General features: G+C 54.4%; 20 protein-coding genes and 1 other annotated feature. Of the genes, 2 read left to right on the forward strand and 18 right to left on the reverse strand.

What is annotated here, in order from left to right; translation table 11 throughout:
- Nucleotides 1-15 precede the first annotated feature (15 nt).
- The 16 genes from BM322_RS01790 to BM322_RS01865 form a co-directional block, all read right to left on the reverse strand.
- Nucleotides 16-1,665 carry a ShlB/FhaC/HecB family hemolysin secretion/activation protein gene (locus tag BM322_RS01790; protein ID WP_318254489.1) on the reverse strand — a complete coding sequence of 550 codons (1,650 nt, stop codon included), beginning with the start codon at nt 1,663-1,665 and terminating at the stop codon, nt 16-18.
- Nucleotides 1,666-1,756: 91 nt separating this feature from the next.
- A complete protein-coding gene (locus BM322_RS13640) occupies nt 1,757-1,918 on the reverse strand; it encodes a M15 family metallopeptidase (protein ID WP_218154590.1) in 162 nt (53 codons plus the stop codon).
- A 167-nt stretch (nt 1,919-2,085) separates the two neighbouring features.
- Nucleotides 2,086-2,937, reverse strand: coding sequence for a shikimate dehydrogenase (locus BM322_RS01800; RefSeq protein WP_075428185.1), 852 nt, complete (start codon nt 2,935-2,937; stop codon nt 2,086-2,088).
- Nucleotides 2,938-2,966: 29 nt separating this feature from the next.
- Nucleotides 2,967-4,424, reverse strand: a complete 1,458-nt coding sequence (locus BM322_RS01805; protein WP_075428186.1) for a nicotinate phosphoribosyltransferase — start codon at nt 4,422-4,424, stop codon at nt 2,967-2,969.
- Nucleotides 4,425-4,518: 94 nt separating this feature from the next.
- Entirely contained in the window at nt 4,519-5,976 is a 1,458-nt protein-coding gene (locus BM322_RS01810; protein WP_075428187.1) for a DASS family sodium-coupled anion symporter, read from the reverse strand.
- A gap of 252 nt (nt 5,977-6,228) precedes the next feature.
- A complete protein-coding gene (locus BM322_RS01815; RefSeq protein WP_075428188.1) occupies nt 6,229-6,777 on the reverse strand; it encodes an ABC transporter permease in 549 nt (182 codons plus the stop codon).
- A complete protein-coding gene (locus BM322_RS01820; protein ID WP_075428189.1) occupies nt 6,762-7,151 on the reverse strand; it encodes a hypothetical protein in 390 nt (129 codons plus the stop codon). Before BM322_RS01820 ends, BM322_RS01815 begins: the two co-directional genes overlap by 16 nt.
- A complete protein-coding gene (locus tag BM322_RS01825) occupies nt 7,148-7,912 on the reverse strand; it encodes an ABC transporter ATP-binding protein (RefSeq protein WP_075428190.1) in 765 nt (254 codons plus the stop codon). The genes BM322_RS01820 and BM322_RS01825 overlap by 4 nt, the downstream gene beginning before the upstream one ends.
- Before the next feature lie 224 nt (nt 7,913-8,136).
- Nucleotides 8,137-8,472, reverse strand: a complete 336-nt coding sequence (locus BM322_RS01830; RefSeq protein WP_075428191.1) for a hypothetical protein — start codon at nt 8,470-8,472, stop codon at nt 8,137-8,139.
- A gap of 15 nt (nt 8,473-8,487) precedes the next feature.
- Complete coding sequence (locus tag BM322_RS01835; protein WP_075428192.1) at nt 8,488-8,901, reverse strand: UPF0158 family protein; 414 nt, start codon at nt 8,899-8,901, stop codon at nt 8,488-8,490.
- An 83-nt stretch (nt 8,902-8,984) separates the two neighbouring features.
- Nucleotides 8,985-9,881 (reverse strand): prephenate dehydrogenase/arogenate dehydrogenase family protein, encoded by an 897-nt coding sequence (locus tag BM322_RS01840; RefSeq protein WP_075428193.1) that lies wholly within the window; start codon nt 9,879-9,881, stop codon nt 8,985-8,987.
- Entirely contained in the window at nt 9,878-10,891 is a 1,014-nt protein-coding gene (aroF, locus tag BM322_RS01845) for a 3-deoxy-7-phosphoheptulonate synthase (RefSeq protein ID WP_075428194.1), read from the reverse strand. Before aroF ends, BM322_RS01840 begins: the two co-directional genes overlap by 4 nt.
- An 85-nt stretch (nt 10,892-10,976) precedes the next feature.
- Nucleotides 10,977-11,208: a binding site (T-box leader), on the reverse strand.
- A gap of 96 nt (nt 11,209-11,304) precedes the next feature.
- The gene (locus BM322_RS01850) at nt 11,305-11,757 is read right to left on the reverse strand and encodes an N-acetyltransferase (protein WP_075428195.1); all 453 of its coding nucleotides are present in this window, start codon (nt 11,755-11,757) and stop codon (nt 11,305-11,307) included.
- 31 nt (nt 11,758-11,788) lie between these two features.
- Nucleotides 11,789-12,427: an endonuclease III gene (nth, locus tag BM322_RS01855; protein ID WP_075428196.1), complete on the reverse strand. Its 639-nt coding sequence runs from the start codon at nt 12,425-12,427 to the stop codon at nt 11,789-11,791.
- A 76-nt stretch (nt 12,428-12,503) separates the two neighbouring features.
- Nucleotides 12,504-13,865, reverse strand: coding sequence for a PFL family protein (locus BM322_RS01860; protein ID WP_075428197.1), 1,362 nt, complete (start codon nt 13,863-13,865; stop codon nt 12,504-12,506).
- Nucleotides 13,866-13,945: 80 nt separating this feature from the next.
- A complete protein-coding gene (locus tag BM322_RS01865) occupies nt 13,946-14,215 on the reverse strand; it encodes an ACT domain-containing protein (protein WP_075428198.1) in 270 nt (89 codons plus the stop codon).
- A 206-nt stretch (nt 14,216-14,421) separates the two neighbouring features.
- On the opposite strand from BM322_RS01865, the gene dat reads away from it, so the two are divergent.
- Together dat and BM322_RS01875 are read left to right on the forward strand one after the other, a co-directional pair.
- Nucleotides 14,422-15,282 carry a D-amino-acid transaminase gene (gene dat / locus BM322_RS01870; protein WP_075428199.1) on the forward strand — a complete coding sequence of 287 codons (861 nt, stop codon included), beginning with the start codon at nt 14,422-14,424 and terminating at the stop codon, nt 15,280-15,282.
- A gap of 20 nt (nt 15,283-15,302) precedes the next feature.
- Nucleotides 15,303-16,079 (forward strand): acyloxyacyl hydrolase, encoded by a 777-nt coding sequence (locus BM322_RS01875; RefSeq protein ID WP_082334290.1) that lies wholly within the window; start codon nt 15,303-15,305, stop codon nt 16,077-16,079.
- 88 nt (nt 16,080-16,167) lie between these two features.
- Here BM322_RS01875 and BM322_RS01880 read toward each other — a convergent pair whose 3' ends face one another.
- Nucleotides 16,168-17,487, reverse strand: coding sequence for a Na+/H+ antiporter NhaC family protein (locus BM322_RS01880; protein WP_075428200.1), 1,320 nt, complete (start codon nt 17,485-17,487; stop codon nt 16,168-16,170).
- Between the two features lie 82 nt (nt 17,488-17,569).
- Nucleotides 17,570-18,220, reverse strand: coding sequence for a TrkA family potassium uptake protein (locus BM322_RS01885; protein ID WP_075428201.1), 651 nt, complete (start codon nt 18,218-18,220; stop codon nt 17,570-17,572).
- Nucleotides 18,221-18,226: the final 6 nt, after the last annotated feature.

The raw sequence follows: 18,226 nt of genomic DNA on the forward strand, positions 1-18,226 counted from the left end.
GGCTCCATGCTCAACTCAGAAGGTAGCCGACAAGCTGAAATCCACTCGCATGCTGTCCAGATGATCATCATAAAAGTCCTTTTTGAGTGGGAATCCCAATGTCAAGGTACTATACAAGTTCTTGTACCGTGCCTCAAGCCCCACCCCTGCACTCATCAAAGTCCGATGTTCCGGCGCTGTATCCCCAGCTACCGTCCCCCAGTCAACGAAAGGGAACACAGTGAAACGCTTTTCCTTGTCTAAGGGAATGTGATACTCAATGCTTGCCGTCAAGCCGCGGTCACCGCCGATAAAACCTTCCTCGTAGCCCCTGACGCTATTGACACCACCGATGAAAAAGCGGTCGGATGCGGCCAGATAATCATCGGCTGCCCACTGTCCATCGATCCTTCCCTGCCAGAATTGACCATTCTTGTAACGTTTCTGCCAAAAGGAATTCAGACGGTAAATCTTGGCCGTCTCTGAGACGCCATCAATATCAGTTCGCCTAGCCAGGACAAAGGAGTGTTTGTGATAAAATACGGAAGTATCTCCATAATGAGTGAATGAAACATACGGTATCACCCGCTGTATCTTGTCATCCACCCAGGGCACAGCTCCATGACCAAGATCCGTTTTCGCCGTCTGATGGACATACTGCAAACCTGCCTCATGGCGGGAATGCTCCGTTATCTGAAAGGGCACACGCCAAGTCAGGGAAAAGGCGTTCGACTTACCCTCAACTCCCAAAGGTTTCATCTCCCCGCTGACCACCTTTGTCGTATTGCCCGAATAGTTCAAATCGAGTCGCATTCCTTGGCGAGAAATCGGAAAACTATACCCCAACGACCAGGCTTTAGTACCTTGACTACGAATGAAACTTGCCCGCAGGGCATCCCGCTGACCACTAAGACTGCGTATATTGTAGAACAGCCCCTCACGCCAGCGCCCGCTGCTTTCGTAACCATCGTTATCCACATAGAGGGTCACGTTCTGGTTCTGCGGCTCAAAGGCTATGATCTCATAGTCGGTTGTATTTTCCTTGTTGCCAGGCTTCAGCACCACTCGGAGCTGCATGTCATTGGTGCCGTGGAACCAACGCAGGTCGCGGTTCAGCTTATCGACGTTGGCAATCTCCCCCGCCTTCAGACCCAGCCTATCCGTGATATAGCCGGTTTTCGTATGACGGTTGCCCGTGATCTTGACTTCTCCCGTCTTGCCTTCGATAAGACGGATCTCCACGACGCCTTCATGAATCCGCTGCGGTGGCAGGACTGCTCCGCAGGTCATATACCCCTTATCCTTGTAAAGTCCTGTGATCTGCTCGGCCATGGCCCGCAGATCCTTTACCGTAATCTGTCGCCCGATGTAAGCATCCACAACAGCCTGGATTTCCTCTGATGTCAAGATTTCCGAGGGACTCCACTTAACCTTCTTCAACTCAAAGCTGACGTCTGTGCCGTTATCATCCGCAGGCGCCGTTTCTTCTTTTTCCACCTTGTTCTTCTTTGCGGCCTCGTCCTCGGCAATCTGTTCCATCACTCGTTCCCGTTCCATATCCCTGCGGTCACGCTCCATCTGCGCACCAGCATCCATGCCACCTGCTGACTCCGCAGCAACAGTCGCCTGGCCTCCTGCTAGTAATCCCAAAGCAAGCACCAAACAAATCGAATCAGATCTTTTCATCAGTTATCACCTGTTTATCGTAATATTGTTTTGTTATTTTCATTATCCCTTATTTATATATCGTATTATTTGTTCTTTCCCTTAAGCGATTTCACTTATTGTCAGGATAGAGGATTCCTGTCAATGCTGTCGGCAATTCAAAGAGCTGATAGTCCTTGAGGTCTGACCAATCTCCGCCCCAAGTAAATCCATGTTCCGTAAACAACTTATATGGCAGGGAATCCTTATCGATCCAGTGGCAACGTTCAATCATCCTTGTAGGATCTCCCCTTGATGCGCGCAAATATTTTTGCACAGCCATTTCACATCCCCCTCTCACCCTTGAAAATTCGATGCCACCAGCATAAATACCTGCCCTCACAATGCAAAAACACCTCGAAACCCTTTCATAGGATTTCGAGGTGTTCATAGTTTTATTTGTCACGGAGCAAGTGCTGCCCGCAGTTTGGCTTTCATCAGCTCCACATCTGGCGCCACGCCTGTCCATTCGACAAAGGCGGCCGCTCCCTGGCCGGCGAGCATTCCCTCGCCATTGAGCACACGATGGCCGTACTCGCGTGCCTCACGCAGCAGACGCGTCTCAGCTGGTGTATAGATGATATCGTAGACAAAGGCATCAGCTTTGACTTTTGACCAGTCAACGGGCGGCATGGCGTCAACATGAGGCGTCATACCCAGCGGCGTAGTATTGACCAGCAAGTCAGCGGCTGACAGCTTAGCGGCAAAATCCTCACTTTCCCAATGGCTGACCGTAAGCGTTCCATAGGCGCTGAACTCATCCACCAGCGGCTGCACCTTCTCAGGGCTGCGCACGCCGATATAGATGGCCTGCACCCCTGCCTTGATAAGCCCCCAGACCACGGCACGGGCAGCGCCGCCTGCGCCTAAGAGCACCACCGTCTTGCCCTGCGGCACAAAGCCAGCATCGACAAGTGCCTGGATAAAGCCCGTCACATCGGTGTTATAGCCCGTCAGATGACCATCATCATTGACGACGGTATTGACCGCCCCGATGATGCGCGCATCTTCATCGATAGCATCCAGCAGCGGCATGATGGCCGTCTTGTGCGGGATTGTGACATTCCAGCCGCGAAACTGCAGCGCCTTGAGACCTGCCACAGCCGCGGGCAAGTCTTCAGGCCGTACCGGCAATGCCGTGTAGACATAGTCAACACCCGCCTTGCCGATGGCTGCATTCTGCAAGACCGGCGACAAGGAATGTGCAATCGGCCAGCCCAACACACCGAGATTCTTCGTCTTTCCCGTAAGCATCCAATGACCTCCTCCGCCTAAACAATCACTCAGGCATGTTCCTCACGTGTCTTTGAGAGCAGCTCCATCTTGAGCTCATAGTAAGCCGGCGTCATGTCAAGATAATGACGGTGCGGATTCTCAAAACGCTGTTCCTCTTCCCAAATCTCATTTTCGAGCTGCTGTTTGACATAGTTGCGAATCTCATCAAGAGTCGGCAGTTTCTCCGTGCGTTTGCCCTGGCGCACATAGATCTTTCGCAGATTCTTCATCGTGCAGCCCTCAAAGGTACGGTTTTTCCATGGCTTGACCGGATCCACATAGCGGAAGGGCTGCGAAAGGTCAATCGGCTCACCGCAGACAGCCAGCATATCAGCCACAGCATGACCGTCGGCATCATAGACACGGTAAAGGTCTTTAAGGCCCGGATTCGTGATTTTCTCGACGTTCTCCGACACCTTGATGCGCGGTGCGAATTCACCATTCTCGCCAACAGCCGCCAGCTTGTAGACCGCGCCGAATACCGGCTCGGATTTAGCCGTAATCAAGCGCTCGCCAATGCCAAAGCTGTCGATGCAAGCACCCTGATTCAAGAGCGACGTAACTGTAAACTCATCGAGGCTATTCGAGACGACAATCTTGCAGTCCTCAAGGCCAGCTTTGTCGAGCATCTTGCGCACGCGCTTGGAAAGGTACGCCAAATCACCCGAGTCAATGCGGATACCGACGAGGCGCTTGCCCATCGGCTCCAAGACCTCATGGGCCACGCGGATGGCATTGGGGATGCCCGAATGGATGACATCATAAGTATCGACCAGCAGCACCGTCGCATCCGGATACGTTTCGGCATATTTCTTGAAGGCCGTATACTCATCCTTATAGAACATGACCCAGCTATGGGCCATCGTACCCGAAATCGGGATGTTGAACATCTGGCCAGCCGAGACCGTTGCTGTACCAACAACGCCGCCGATATAAGCAGCCCGCGCGCCATAGGTCGCTGCATCCATGTTGTGCGCACGGCGGGCGCCGAAATCCGACACCGCACGGCCATTGGCTGCCTTGACGATGCGGCGCGCCTTCGTCGCAATCAAGGACTGATGGTTGATCTGGGCGAGGATTGCTGTCTCGACAAGCTGTGCGTCAATCAGAGGTGCCACTACCGTGATGCACGGTTCATTCGGATACATGATGGTTCCCTCAGGCAGTGCGTAAATGTCCCCCGAGAAATGGAAATTCTCCAGATACTGCAGGAACTCCTCCGAGAAGATTCTCTGCTGGCGGAAATACTCGACATCCTCCTTCGAAAACTCCATATTCTCCACGTACTCGATGATCTGCTCCAGACCGGCAAAAATCGCAAAGCCGCCCTTATCGGGATTCGCACGGTAGAAAACATCGAAGGCCACCTGTACGTCTTTATCATGATCCTGGAAATAGCCATTAGCCATGGTCATTTCATAAAAATCCATCATCATGGTAATGTTTCGTTTGTCAAATTGTGTCAAAAAAGACACCTCCTGTTTGCAGCTCAGCCGCATCATAAAAAATATACAGGAATAATTATACCATTCTGCGCTGTCTATGGCAAAAAAATACCTGTCACAGGATGATGCCGAGCCACTTCCAGTAGGTTGCTGCCATCAGCATGATCAGACTGTAGGCAATCACGGTAAGAGGGATGCCTGTCTTGATAAAAGTCTTCGCCTCAAAGGTCTCCGTGCCAAAAGCCACCATGTTCTGGGGCGCATTGACCGGCAGGATGAAACCAAAGCAGATGACATACTGCAGGATAAGCGTCATGCCAACCACATTGAGCTGCGAATGCTCTGCCGCCCCCTGCAGCACCGAGATGACAATGGGGATCATGGCCGCTGCCAACGCCGTAGCACTGGCAAAGCCCAGATGGATGACAATCAGGAACAGCGCCAGGATCGCAATAATCATAAAGGCCGAAGTATGATAAAGACCAAAGAGATTGACAATCACATGGGCAATCCACGCAGCCGCCTTGGTCGACAGCACCGCCGACCCCAGGCTGATGCCAACGCCGAAGAGCACCAGCGTGCCCCAGCCGATCTTGGCCTGTGCCTCTTTCCAGGTCATGATGCCAATGCCCGGCAGCATCATCAGGGTGATGGCTGCCATCGTCGTCGACGAGGTATCGAAGTTATGCAGGATCTTTTCGGTCGACCACAAAAACAGCAGCACCAGCGAAATGCCCATCAGTTTCTTTTCGCTAAGCGTCATCGGGCCTAATTCCTTGAGCTCACGGGCGACCGTCTCCTGACCGCCCTCGATTTCATCCATTTCAGGCGGCACGAGTTTTAGCAGCAGGAAATAGAGCACCACACTCATGATGGCCGCAAAGGGCGCCGCCGTCACGAACCAGTCAAGCCAGCTGACTGTCGTCCCCAGCTGCTTTTCGATAAACTCCAACGCAATCATGTTCTGGGCCGCAGCCGTCTTGATGCCCACATTCCAGATGCTGTCAGCCTGGGCAATCGCAATCATCATCACCGCCGAGAACCGGCTCTTGAGCGGTACACCAAAGGCCGCAATGATGCCCATGACTATCGGCACCATGCACGAGACACGCGCCGTAGTGCTCGGTACGAAAAAACTCAGGATAAAGCCAACCAGGATTACGCCAGCCAAGACATTCTTGGTCTTGGCGCCGATCTTCGACAGGATGAATAAGGCGAGACGCTTGTCAAGCCCCGTCTTCATCATGGCCGCGGAGATAAACAGCGCCGCACCGACTAATGCCAGCGCCGGGCTCGAGAATCCGGACATGGCCATCTTGAGAGCCCCAGAAGTGCCGAGCACCTTGTCAGGATTCATCATGTTCGGTGCTGTGCCGAGCAAAAAGGCCATCAGGGAGATGATGATTGCCGCCGAGACAGGATACGAAACCGTCTCAAACATCCAAATCACGACCGAAAACACCAGGACAGCCAACATGCGATGCCCGGCCGTCGACAGATCCGGTGGCGTCGGCAGCAGCAAAATCACCAATAATACCAATAATCCCAACGGCAAACCAATCTTTTTCCTCATATTCTAACCTTCCTTTCAAACGCAAAAAGAGCACACCACGCCCAGGAAACATTTCCTGCTCAGCATGATGCACTCCGTTGTGCTTATATATATTATATTTTATACTTCATATGCTATTTTTATATAATACAAGAAATACCTCTATCTGTCAAATAAAAAGTGTTACTTTGTAAACCAACTTTTCTTCTCATCGGCAACATATTGTGTTATAGTAAAAAAAATACCTTGTTCATGAAATCCCCTCGCTCTTTCTTATTTCTCTACGGCATTGCTGCTGCCAGCATTCTTCCACCGGAACAATCTCTTCTCCACCAAGGACAAGAATCCATAGAAGATCGTATATTCCAACCCGATAAGGGTAGCAGCCAAAAACATATCCGCCATCTTGAACCAATTCTTCGCATTGACAATGATGTAGCCAAGCCCTGTCGATGCGCCCATCATCTCCGCCACCACCAGTGCTGAAAAGGTAAGGGCCAGGCTCATCTTCATACCCTCAAAGATCTTCGGCAATGCAGAATTCAAGATAACCTTCGTAAAAATCTGATACTCCGACGCCCCGAGGCTCTTGGCCGAACGGATCAAAAGCGAATCGGTCTCGCGGATGCCGCCGATGATGTAGATCAGCCTCGGCACAAAGGTCGCATAGGCAATCAAGGCAATCTTCGACGCCTCGCCGATGCCGAACCAGATCAGGAACATCGGCAAGAAGGCAAACACCGGGATCGGCCCCACCATATTGATGATGGGCGACAGGATATTGTCCCAGCTCCTGCTCATGGCAATCAGGATGCCAACCACCAGCGAGGCGGCCCCCCCAGCACAAAGCCCGCCAGCATCCGGTAGAAGCTCATCCCGATATGCATGGCCAGCGCGCCGCTCATGAGGTACGCATAGCCTGTCTCGATCACCGTGACCGGCGACGGCAGGAATACCGGATTGAACCAGCCGCTCTGGGCATTGAGATAGCTTACCAGCTCCCACAGGCAGAAGAAATAGAACAATGCCAAGGCCTTATAGAACTTGTCTGCCCTAGCCTTCCTGGCCTCTGTATATTTACGCGGAACAATGTTTTCCTCATAGGTCTGCTCCTGCGTATACTGGGACATAACCAATTCATCAAAAAAGGAAAGCATTTCCATTTCGCCGGAAGGGATATATTCCTTGCTCTTCATTCTGCCTGCACCGCCCTCTGTTCTGATTCACATTCTGCTAACCGTTCAGCAAATTGTTCCACATATTCTTGGAATGCTGCCGTTTTCATATCCCGCGGCCGCGACAAATCAATGGGAACATCGGCATCAATATGCCCATCCTTGAATAGTACCACGCGATCTGCTAAGTACACGGCCTCCGGCACACTATGAGTGATGAAGAATATCGTCTTCTTGCTGAGCTGCCAGATACGTGTGATTTCCTGCCGCATCAACTCACGGGTCAAGGCATCCAGCGCCCCTAGCGGCTCATCCATAAGCAATACATCCGAATCCGGGGCTAGGGCACGCGCGATACCTACCCGCTGCGCCATACCGCCGGAAAGCTCTGCTGGATAGGCCCCCTCATAGATTTCAAGGCCAATCATCTGGATATACTTGCTGGCAACTTCTGCGGCATCTTTCTGTTTCCTGAGCCTCAATCCGAACTCGATATTCTGCCGGACCGTATACCAAGGAAACAGTGCATGCTGCTGAAAAACTACGCCACGGGTCTCTGACGGACCATCGATATCGACGCCATTGACCGCAATCCTGCCCTTATCCGGTTTCAGATAGCCCGCCAGCAGATTCAAGAATGTCGATTTACCGCAGCCGCTTTTCCCCAGGATACAGATAAACTCACCGTTTTCTACTTCCAGATTGACATCTTCCAAAACGTACTTCGGCTTGCCATCGACAAGATCAAAAGCCTTATGCAAATACTGAATGGATACGCCCATCCTATGCACCTCCTAAAAAAGCAAAGACGCCAAGCGTTCAATCGCTTTGCGTCTTTGCAAATCTCTTATGTGGTTATGGTTATATTATAGGCAGCTATTTGCGCCCTCACAATGTGCAGGTTGCACACTTATGCCAATTATGCGCAGGCACTCTGCCTAGAATCCATTCCCTTTACATATAAAAACAGGCAGGAACCCCCAAAGGATTCCTGCCTGCCATGAATTCAATGAATGAACATGTACCAAACGGCGATGATGCCGCCAGCCACGGTCGCTATCTTCTCCAGTTGATCGGTGCTTGTGCTCTGCAGCCAATCGGTGTTCACATCAATCACATCGAGCCCCTTGCGCACGAGCCAGCGCAGTGCGCAGGCCAATAGATACGTCAGCGCAATCTTTACGAGCACCACGGCCACATTCACGGCCAGACCAATAATCAGGCAGACCAGCGCCGCGACAAGCACGACACCGGCAATGCCAGTCAGCATAGTCATGACCACACCACTGACAAGTGATGCGCCAAGAAGTCCCAATACCACAAGTATCGCCAAAACGCTCATAGGAAACACCTCACTTTATGCCTCGTATTCGAGGGCGTTTTCCTCACACCAGTCGCGGGCCACCTCGATAAGCTGTGCCTGCAGATACTTTTCCCAGGCCGGCTTAAGTAGCAGATGGCGCACCTGATGGTTGAACCGTGTCATCGCGCCGCTGCCCTGCAGTGCCTCGCGCAAGCGCGCCTTGACATCCTCACGTTCCCGCGAGTCAGCAAATCCCTGCATGAAATCACGCAAATCCTCATCGATGACGTTAGGAACAGGAATGTAATGTTCCCAATCCTCCTCAATCGTGAATACATGCTCCAAGGCCTGTTCCTCGTCCATATCATCAGCCACGACGATGACTTTTCCCTTCGCAATGTCGACATAACTCTGCCGCACATCCGACTGCGCCATGGCGGCCGCTAATTCTTCCAATTTGATTTTCATAGTATTTCCTCCGTTATTTTCCTCCTTAATTATACGCATAATTGCCCATAAAAAACAAGCCTTCCCCCAGGAAGGCTCGTTTATCAGTTCGGATCGAATTTCTTCGTAGCATTTTCAAGCAAGCTGTCGCGGCGCTGTTTCGAAGCCGCAAAATAGTCGTGTACAGCCTGGCGGTCGTGATTCTCACAGGCCGTGATAACTTCGCCGAGGATGTTCTGCAGCTCTTTGAGATTGGCCACGATGGCCTCCCCATTGGTCATGCAGATATCGGCCCACATGTCGGCATTCGAGGAGGCAATGCGCGTCGTATCGGTAAAGCCGCCGCCGATGAGCTTGATGCACGAGTCCAGGTCGCCGCCTGTGCGATTGAGCAGCGTGACGAGGGCCGCCGCCGTCACATGCGGCACATGGCTGATGACCGACGCGCAGCGGTCGTGGCGCGCGATGTCCAGCGTCGTGAAATTGGCCCCCGTATGGCGCAGGACGCTCATGAGCTTATCGTGGGCCTCCTGTGGCGCCCCCGTGTCCTCGACGATCACATAGGCCTTGCCGACGAACAGGTCCTTCTTGGCCGCCGTGACGCCGCTCTTTTCGCGGCCAGTCATCGGATGACCGGCGATATAGTAGACGTCCTGGGGCAGGATATCCCGCAGATGACGCCAGATATACTGCTTGGTGCTGCCCGCATCGGTGAGGATGGCCCCCTTCTTCAGATAGGGCAGGATCTTTTCCACCATGGGCACGATCTGCAGGACCGGCGGGCTCAGAAAGACAATATCGGCGTCTTTGACCACGGCCTCGATATCTGCGGTCGCATAATCGACAGCACCGAGCTTCATCGCATTATCCATCGAGGCTTGCGTGCGGCAAAGGCCTGTGATGTAGATATCCTCGCCCATCTTATCCTTGAGGCACAGTCCCAGTGAGCCACCGATCAAACCGACGCCTATGATGGCAAGGTTTATCTTCGCCCGGCTCATAATTTCCGGCCCATGACAGCGGCGATCTTGCCCAAGTCCGCCATCAAGCGGTTGAAGTTCTTCGGCGTCAGGCTCTGGTCACCATCGGAAAGGGCGACCTCCGGATGCGGATGCACTTCGATGATCAGGCCGTCACAGCCAGCGGCAACAGCGGCGCGGGCCATCGGCTGCACCATCTGCCAGCGGCCCGTGCCATGGCTCGGGTCAACGATGATGGGCAGGTGGGAGAGCTCCTTGATAGCTGCCACGGCGCTGAGGTCGAGGGTGTTGCGCGTGAAGGTCTCATAGGTACGGATGCCGCGCTCGCAGAAAATGACGTTCTCATTGCCGCCAGCAAGGATGTATTCGGCGGCATTGAGCCATTCGCTGATGGTTGCCGACAGACCGCGCTTGAGCATGACCGGCTTGTTGACCTTGCCCAGTGCCTTCAGGAGCTGGAAGTTCTGCATATTGCGCGCACCGACCTGGTAAACATCGGCATATTTGCCGACGAGCTCAATATCATCCTTATCGACGATTTCCGTGACGACCTTAAGGCCTTCTTCATCAGCAACTTCCCGCAGCATCTTGAGGCCATCCTCGGCCAGACCCTGGAAGTCATACGGGCTCGTGCGCGGCTTGAATGCGCCGCCGCGCAGGAACTGGGCCCCGCCGGCCTTGACGGCCTTGGCTGCCTCGCGCAGCTGCTCGATGCTCTCGACCGAGCAGGGGCCGGCCATGACGACGAGATTCTCACCGCCGACCTTGACGCCTGCCACATCGACCACCGAGTCCTCCGGATGCCAGGTGCGGCTGACGAGCTTGTACTTCTCCGTGATGCGGACGGTCTTTTCGACGCCCTCCATCATGTTCATCTCAAGATTAGCAATCTTCTTCTTATCGCCGATGACACCGACAATCGTGACTTCTTCACCAGTCGACACATGGGTCTTGAGACCGGCCGCTTCTATTTTCTTGATGACCTTGTCAATATTTTCTTTGGTTGCGCTGGGGCTCATTACAATAATCATGGTGTTTCCCTCCAAAATCTTTAGTGATTCCTGTCTGAAAAATCATTCCGAAATGAAGTATTGCCACTAAAAAAGCCCGCCCCTCTACAGGGACGAGCATATATACCCGTGGTACCACCCTGCTTGCTGATGCAAGCCTCTCATTTCGGATACTGACATATCCTAGCCTATGATAACGGTGGCATTCCGGCGCGGCCTACTGTTAGTTCAGCCTGCTGCTCAGGAGTGTATTTCCATTCAGGTCTTCACGGTGTTTCACCAGCCCACCGCTCTCTACAGAATCCACTAAATGTACTTCTCTCCGTCTGTGCATTTCACTTGTTGGTTAATACTATAACAGCTTGCCGCAATAATGTCAACACATTTTGTAAATGTTGCTATACATAATCCACTGGTATTACACGTTTATTCCATCAAACCTTGACCATCGCAATCTCGTCGCAGTTCGGGAACTTCGGACAATCGATGCATTCCTTCCAAACCTTATGCGGCAGCTCTTCCTTTGTGATGGTCTCAAAGCCCAGCGTCTGGAAAAAGCCCGGCTTGTAGGTAAGCGTAAACACCTTCTCGACACCGAGCTGTTCACCTTCGGCAATCAGGCGCTTGACGATTTCTGCGCCAATTCCCTGCCGCGTCTTCTGCGGTGCTACGGCCAGCGTACGCACTTCAGCCAACCGATCCCAGATGATATGCAGGCCGCCCACACCGGCAATGGCGCCATCATCATCTTCGGCTACGATCATATCACGCAACGTCTCATAAAGCGTATTGCGCGACCGGGCCAGCATCACGCCCTCTTCTGCATAATCAGCCACCAGCTGATAGATTGCCTCGATATCCTTAAATGTCGCCTTACGATATTTCACTCAACCATCCCATTTCCATTCAGTTCTTTATTCATTGTGCCACCTCAGCACTCGGACAGACAGGAGCCAGCGGGCATTCGGCGCAGAGCGGCTTGCGCGCCTTGCAGATCTTGCGCCCATGCCAGATCAGCCAGTGATGGGCATCGGACCATTTCTCCATCGGGACGGCCTTCTTGAGGCCGTTTTCAACCTCCAGTGGCGTCTTGCCCGTCGCCAGCTTCAAGCGATTAGCAATGCGGAACACATGGGTATCCACTGCAATCGCCGGCTGATGGAAGGCCACACTCATGACGACATTAGCTGTCTTGCGCCCGACGCCAGGCAGTGACTGGAGCGCTGCAAAGTCTGCCGGCACCTCGCCCCCATACTGCTCACAGAGCATCTGGCAGGCCGCCATGATGTTCTTGGCCTTGTTGCGGAAAAGTCCGCAGTCGCGAATCTCCTCCTCAAGCTGGGCAAGTCCGAGTCCTAAGATTGCCTCTGGCGTCGCTGCTTTCTTGAACAGCCGCGCTGTCGTCACATTGACACGCTTATCCGTACACTGCGCCGACAGGATGACGGCAATCAAGAGCTCAAAGGCATTGCCGAAGATAAGCTCTGGCTTGGCCCCTCGATACATCTGCTCGAGAATAGCCAGCTGCTCTTCTTTGATTTTCTTGGTTACTCGCATCGCTTTCCCCTTCAAAATACGGATAAGCCTTCCCCAGTAGAGGAAGGCTTATATGATACTACCTTAGATTGCCCGCTTAGTTCGTCAAGCTGCGGATTGGCGCCGGGATGCGGCCGCCACGCGCGATGAACGCCTCCGAGCTGTACTGGTTGCGGACCGGCACGATGGGGCAGTAGCCAAGCAAGCCACCATACTCGACCATATCGCCGACCTTCGCCCCCGGAACTGGGATAACGCGAACAGCCGTCGTCTTGTTGTTGATCATGCCGATAGCTGCCTCATCGGCGATAATGCCCGAGATCGTAGCTGCCGAGCAGTCGCCCTCGATGGCAATCATATCGAGGCCAACCGAGCAGACACAGGTCATAGCCTCAAGCTTCTCAATGGAGAGGCTACCCGACTTGATGGCTGCAATCATGCCCTCGTCTTCGCTGACCGGGATGAAGGCACCCGAGAGACCGCCGACATGCGAGGAGGCCATGAGGCCGCCCTTCTTGACTGCGTCATTGAGGAGTGCCAGTGCTGCCGTCGTGCCCGGTGCGCCGCAACTCTCGATGCCCATCTCCTCGATGATGCGCGCCACGCTGTCGCCGACTGCCGGCGTCGGTGCCAGCGACAGGTCGATGATGCCAAAGGGCACACCGAGGCGTTTCGATGCCTCACGGGCAACGAGCTGGCCGACACGCGTGATCTTGAACGCCGTCTTCTTGATGGTCTCAGCCACTTCCGTGAAGTCAGCACCCTTGAGGTTTTCCAGCGCATGCTTGACAACGCCCGGGCCGCTGACGCCGACGCTCACGACCTTGTCCGCCTCGCTGACGCCGTGGAAGGCACCCGCCATGAAGGGATTGTCTCCCGGCGCGTTGCAGAACACAACGAGCTTAGCACAGCCCAAGGCCTGTGTATCACGGGTAAGCTCAGCCGTACGCTTGATGACCTCACCCATCTCGCGCACGCAGTCCATATTGATGCCCGTCTTCGTCGAGCCGAGGTTGACCGACGAGCAGACGAGATCCGTCGAGGCCAGCGCCTGCGGAATCGAATTGATGAGCACGCGGTCGCCATGGGTAAAGCCCTTCTCGACCAGTGCCGAGAAACCGCCGATGAAGTTGACGCCGACAGCCTTGGCCGCCCGGTCCATAGCCTCAGCCACCGGCACATACGAGTCCGTTTTGCAGGCATCAGCAGCAATGGAAATCGGCGTTACCGAAATGCGCTTATGAATGATAGGAATGCCATACTCCGCCTCGATATCCTCACCAGTCTTCACGAGGAACTCTGCCGATTTCGTAATCTTGTCATAGACGTTCTCACAGAACTGGTTGATATTCGGATGCGCGCAGTCACGGAGCGAGATGCCCATCGTAATCGTACGCACGTCGAGCTTGTTCTCCGTAATCATGGCATTTGTTTCTAAAATATCATCTATCGTTATCACGTGTCTAAAATCCTCCTAATCGATTCCATCCGTTGACAAGTCAGCTTGACATGTCATTTTGACCGGCCAAATCTGACTTGTCAAATATTGTGCATGATGTTGAAGATATCCTCATGCTGGGCCTTGATGTCCACATTGATTTCCTGCCCGCGCTCCTTGAGCGTCTTCTGCAGGTCCGTGAGCTTGATCTTGCTGCCGCTGATCTCGGCAATCAGGATCATATTGAAGAACCCATCCATGATATTCTGGTTGATCGACAGGATATTGACATTGTTCTCGGCAAGAATCTGGCTGACCATCGCAATGATACCGACACGGTCTTTACCAACGACTGTCACTACAAGTTTCATTTACACATTTCTCCTTTTCATTCCAAAGACTACGACTCATTGTGTAAACCATAGAACAATGTGTCAACACAAATCATTTTCCCCCATTATACCAATAGAAGACTGAAAAACCAAGTATTCCGCGAAAATTCTTTCGAAAAAATCATGTCATATGTCCCCAAATCCGATATAATAGAGCTATAAATATCAAACAGGAGGCATCTCTTATGGAATATGGTTTCTTTAACGGCGAGTTCGTCGCCCTTGACACGGCAAAAGTACAGCTGGAGGACCGCGGCTACCAATTCGGTGACGGCATCTACGAGGCCACGCTGGTCTACAACGGCAAATGCTTTGCCCTGGACCGCCATCTGGCCCGCTGCCGCCGTTCCCTGCGCGAGCTGCGCATCCCCATCACCTACATGGATGAGGAGCTCACCGCTATCCACTATGACCTCATCAAGAAAAGCGGCATCCAGGACGGCGTCATCTACTTCCAGATTACCCGCGCCACGGCCAAGCGCACCCACTACTTCCCCGACCAGGTCGTCCCGAATCTCTCGATGACCATCCGCAAGGCCGCCCCCAACCGCCAGTGGCAGGAAAAGGGCATCGCGTGCACATTTTTTGAGGACCTGCGCTGGCTGCGCTGTGATATCAAGAGCCTGAACCTTTTGGGCAATGTATTAGCCAAACAGGCGGCACATGACAAGGGCCTGCAGGGCGCCATCCAGTTCCGCAAGGATACGGATCTGGTCACGGAGGGCTCAAGCAGCAACTTCTTCATCGTCAAGGACGGCTTGATCTGGACGCATCCCGCTGACAATCTCATCCTCAAGGGCATCACGCGTTCCATCCTGCTGGAGGAAGTCATCCCGCAGCTCGGCTATACCGTCGTCGAAAAAGCCTTCACGCCGGAATTTGCCCTAAGTGCGGAGGAAGCCTTCGTCACCAGCACCAGCCTCGAAGTCACACCAGTCGTCAACATCGACGGACACACCATCGGCAATGGCACCCCGGGCAAGATCACCCAGAGCCTGCTCCAGGGCTACCGCGAGCTCGTCCAGAAGGAATGCTATAACGCTTGACGAAAGGAATGTGACAGAACATGCGAACAGGGATTATTCTCGCCGGCGCGCTCCTGGCGGCCTCTTGGGGAACCGGTGCCGCACAGGCAGCAGCCGTTGACGCAGCAGCAGTACCAGCAGCATCAGCACCTGCAGCCAGCAGAGAATACCAGCTCACGGACAAGGCCAGCCCTGCCATACCGGCCGCGCAGCTGCCGGAAAACACGGCGCGCCCCCAGGACACGCCCAAGGCGTCCCCGGCAGCAGCCAGCACAGCAGAAGCGCCAGCTCCGGATTCCCGCCCCCCAAAGGCAGCCAGCCAGCCCAAGAACGAGATTGAAGTGCAGTTTGATTATCTGCAGCACCGCTATTTCAATCGGCGCTATATCGACAACTACAACCTGCATATCTATAAGAAATGGAAGAGCATCCATGCCCTCTCCATTTATGGCGGCGTGACCATCACTGGCGCCAGCGGCTATATGATTGACGACAGCCAGCCAGACGTGCATAGAAACAGCGACGCCTTCGGCATCGGCCCTTCCGTCCTGCTTCGCTGGGAAAAACACCTCTCGGGCAAGCTCTATGCCGACCTTGACGCATCAGGCTCCCTGCGGATCTATGGCAAGGCCCATCCTGCCGGCGGCCGCGCCTTCGACTTCCTCTGGCGCATCGGCCCCCGCCTGACCTACCGCTGCACCGATGACATGGCCATCAGCCTGGGCTATCTGTTTGCCCATATGTCAAACGGCTTCAGCAGTCACAATCCAGGCTACAATGCCGTAGGTTTCTCCCTGGGCTTCCAGCATCGCTTCTGACAGGCACGGCAGAGGCAGACAGAAAAACGAAAAAGGAGCTGTGAAGAAGCGGCGGATCGATTCGCCACGTTCTTCACAGCTCCTTTCTTCATGCGCGCTTGGTGCCCATGGCAATCCACGCCAGAACGGCGACCGCCAGGAAGAAGGGATACAACAGATACGGTATGATGCTGAGGCTGGTGATGCCGGCAATGGCTGACGCAATCAGCAGCTGCGCCCCATAGGGAATGATGCCCTGGGCGATGCAGGAGCAGGTATCGAGCAAGGAAGCACTGTCCCGCGCCTCGATGCCATACTCCTCGCTGATGTTCTTGGCAATCGGGCCGGCGACGACAATCGCCACCGTGTTATTCGCCGTAGCCACATCCATCAGGACGGTGAGCAGGCCGATGCCCAGCCGCCCGCCGCGCTGCCCCTTGAAGTGCTTGCGGATGAAGGCCAAGAGTGCCTCGAAGCCGCCGCCATCCCGCATGATCGCGCTGATAGAGGCCGCCAGTATCGTGACGATCATCGTCTCGAACATGCCATTGGTACCGGTGCCCATAGCCGAGAAGGCCTTCGACAGCGACGTCGTCCCCGTGGCGATGCCCAGGACGAAGAACAAGGTGATCCCTGTGCCCAACACCAAGAAAACATTGCGGCCCGTAAGCGCCATGAGGAGAACGAGGAAATACGGCAAGGCCAGCAGCAGCGAATAATCAAACTGCCCCAGGTCCGCAGGTGCCCCCGACAAGGCCAGCACAAAGAGCACCATGAGCGTAACCACCGCCGCCGGCAGGGCCAGCTTGAGATTCGCATAGAACTTGTCCTGCATGCGCGTGCCCTGGGTCCGCGTCGCCGCGATCGTCGTGTCCGAAATGAACGAGAGATTATCGCCAAACATCGCGCCGCCGACCACCGAGCCGACCGTCAGCGGCAGGCTCAGCCCGGCATTCTGCGCCACCGAAGCGGCAATCGGCACCAGCACCGTAATCGTGCCGACGCTGGTGCCCATCGACATCGAGATCAGGCAGGCAATGAGGAACAAGCCCGGCACGGCAAAGTTCCCCGGTACGAAGTTCAGCAGCAGGTGCGCCGTGCTCTCCACACCGCCAGCAGCCTTGGCGATCCCGCTGAAGGCGCCGGCCATCAAGAAGATGAACAGCATGATCGTGATATTCGTATCGCCGATACTCTTGGCACAAAGCTGGATGTTCTCGATAAAGAGCCGCCGCCTGTTCTGGACAAACGCCACGATAAGGGCCAGGCCAAAGGCCACGACGACCGACATCACGTAGAAGCCCATCTGCCCTTCCACCGGCTCGATATACTCATACCAGATCCCCGCGCCGAGATAAAGCGCCAGAAACACCAATATCGGCAGCAGCGCAATCGCCCGCGCTTTAGGCTGCCCTGTAATCTGTTCCATAGATTCCATCATCCTTTGTCTCGAAATAACTGCATACAGCTCCCTATTATACGGCAAATGCTGCTGCCAAGGCAAGGGATGCTTAAATCTGGAAATACTTGTGCATGTCCTCATGACGGCCGATCACCAGGATGGTATCCTCCGCCACCAGCCGGGTCTGGGGGGTTATCTCGACGTTGAGCGCCCCCTGCTGCTTGATGCCCAGCACGTTCACATGGTAATTCTGACGGATCTTGAGCTCCCCGATCGTATGGTTGCACCAGTCCGCCGGCATCGGCAGCTCGTAGACCGCATAGCGGTCGCTGAGCTCAAAGTAGTCGAGCAGATGGTCATAGCCATAGCGGATGGCCGTCCAGCTCGCCAATTGCTTTTCCGGATAAACCGCCTCGTCGGCGCCGTTGCGCAGCAGGAACTTCTCGTGGATGCCGCGCGAGGCGCGCGCCACCACATATTTCGCCCCCATGTCTTTCAGCAGCGAAGTCGTCTCCAGCGAGCTCTGGAAATCATCGCCGATGGCCACGATGCACAAGTCGAAGTTGCGGATGCCCAGAGACCGCAGGAACTCCTCATCCGTACTGTCTGCCACCAGGGCATTCGTCACATAGGGCAGCACCATGTTCACCCGTGCCTCGCTCTTGTCCACTGCCATGATCTCGTGATGCAGTTCATGCAGCTTCTCGGCCACATGGCGGCCATAGCGGCCCAGTCCGATCAATAGTACCGTTTTCTTCATATTCTC

It is taken from the genome of Selenomonas sp. GACV-9, from assembly GCA_900116485.1.
GTDB classification, from domain to species: domain Bacteria; phylum Bacillota; class Negativicutes; order Selenomonadales; family Selenomonadaceae; genus Selenomonas_A; species Selenomonas_A ruminantium_G.

Bases quoted from the DNA above. Each gene is read 5' to 3' on its own strand.
- BM322_RS01875 (WP_082334290.1), top strand. From the start codon at position 15,303: ATGCGAACAGGGATTATTCTCGCCGGCGCGCTCCTGGCGGCCTCTTGG.
- BM322_RS01800 (WP_075428185.1), bottom strand. From the start codon at position 2,937: ATGCTTACGGGAAAGACGAAGAATCTCGGTGTGTTGGGCTGGCCGATT.
- BM322_RS13640 (WP_218154590.1), bottom strand. From the start codon at position 1,918: ATGATTGAACGTTGCCACTGGATCGATAAGGATTCCCTGCCATATAAG.
- nth (WP_075428196.1), bottom strand. From the start codon at position 12,427: ATGCGAGTAACCAAGAAAATCAAAGAAGAGCAGCTGGCTATTCTCGAG.
- BM322_RS01865 (WP_075428198.1), bottom strand. From the start codon at position 14,215: ATGAAACTTGTAGTGACAGTCGTTGGTAAAGACCGTGTCGGTATCATT.
- BM322_RS01885 (WP_075428201.1), bottom strand. From the start codon at position 18,220: ATGAAGAAAACGGTACTATTGATCGGACTGGGCCGCTATGGCCGCCAT.
- BM322_RS01825 (WP_075428190.1), bottom strand. From the start codon at position 7,912: ATGGGCGTATCCATTCAGTATTTGCATAAGGCTTTTGATCTTGTCGAT.
- aroF (WP_075428194.1), bottom strand. From the start codon at position 10,891: ATGATTATTGTAATGAGCCCCAGCGCAACCAAAGAAAATATTGACAAG.
- BM322_RS01840 (WP_075428193.1), bottom strand. From the start codon at position 9,881: ATGAGCCGGGCGAAGATAAACCTTGCCATCATAGGCGTCGGTTTGATC.
- BM322_RS01810 (WP_075428187.1), bottom strand. From the start codon at position 5,976: ATGAGGAAAAAGATTGGTTTGCCGTTGGGATTATTGGTATTATTGGTG.
- BM322_RS01820 (WP_075428189.1), bottom strand. From the start codon at position 7,151: ATGAAGAGCAAGGAATATATCCCTTCCGGCGAAATGGAAATGCTTTCC.
- BM322_RS01830 (WP_075428191.1), bottom strand. From the start codon at position 8,472: ATGAGCGTTTTGGCGATACTTGTGGTATTGGGACTTCTTGGCGCATCA.
- BM322_RS01835 (WP_075428192.1), bottom strand. From the start codon at position 8,901: ATGAAAATCAAATTGGAAGAATTAGCGGCCGCCATGGCGCAGTCGGAT.
- BM322_RS01880 (WP_075428200.1), bottom strand. From the start codon at position 17,487: ATGGAACAGATTACAGGGCAGCCTAAAGCGCGGGCGATTGCGCTGCTG.
- BM322_RS01790 (WP_318254489.1), bottom strand. From the start codon at position 1,665: ATGAAAAGATCTGATTCGATTTGTTTGGTGCTTGCTTTGGGATTACTA.
- dat (WP_075428199.1), top strand. From the start codon at position 14,422: ATGGAATATGGTTTCTTTAACGGCGAGTTCGTCGCCCTTGACACGGCA.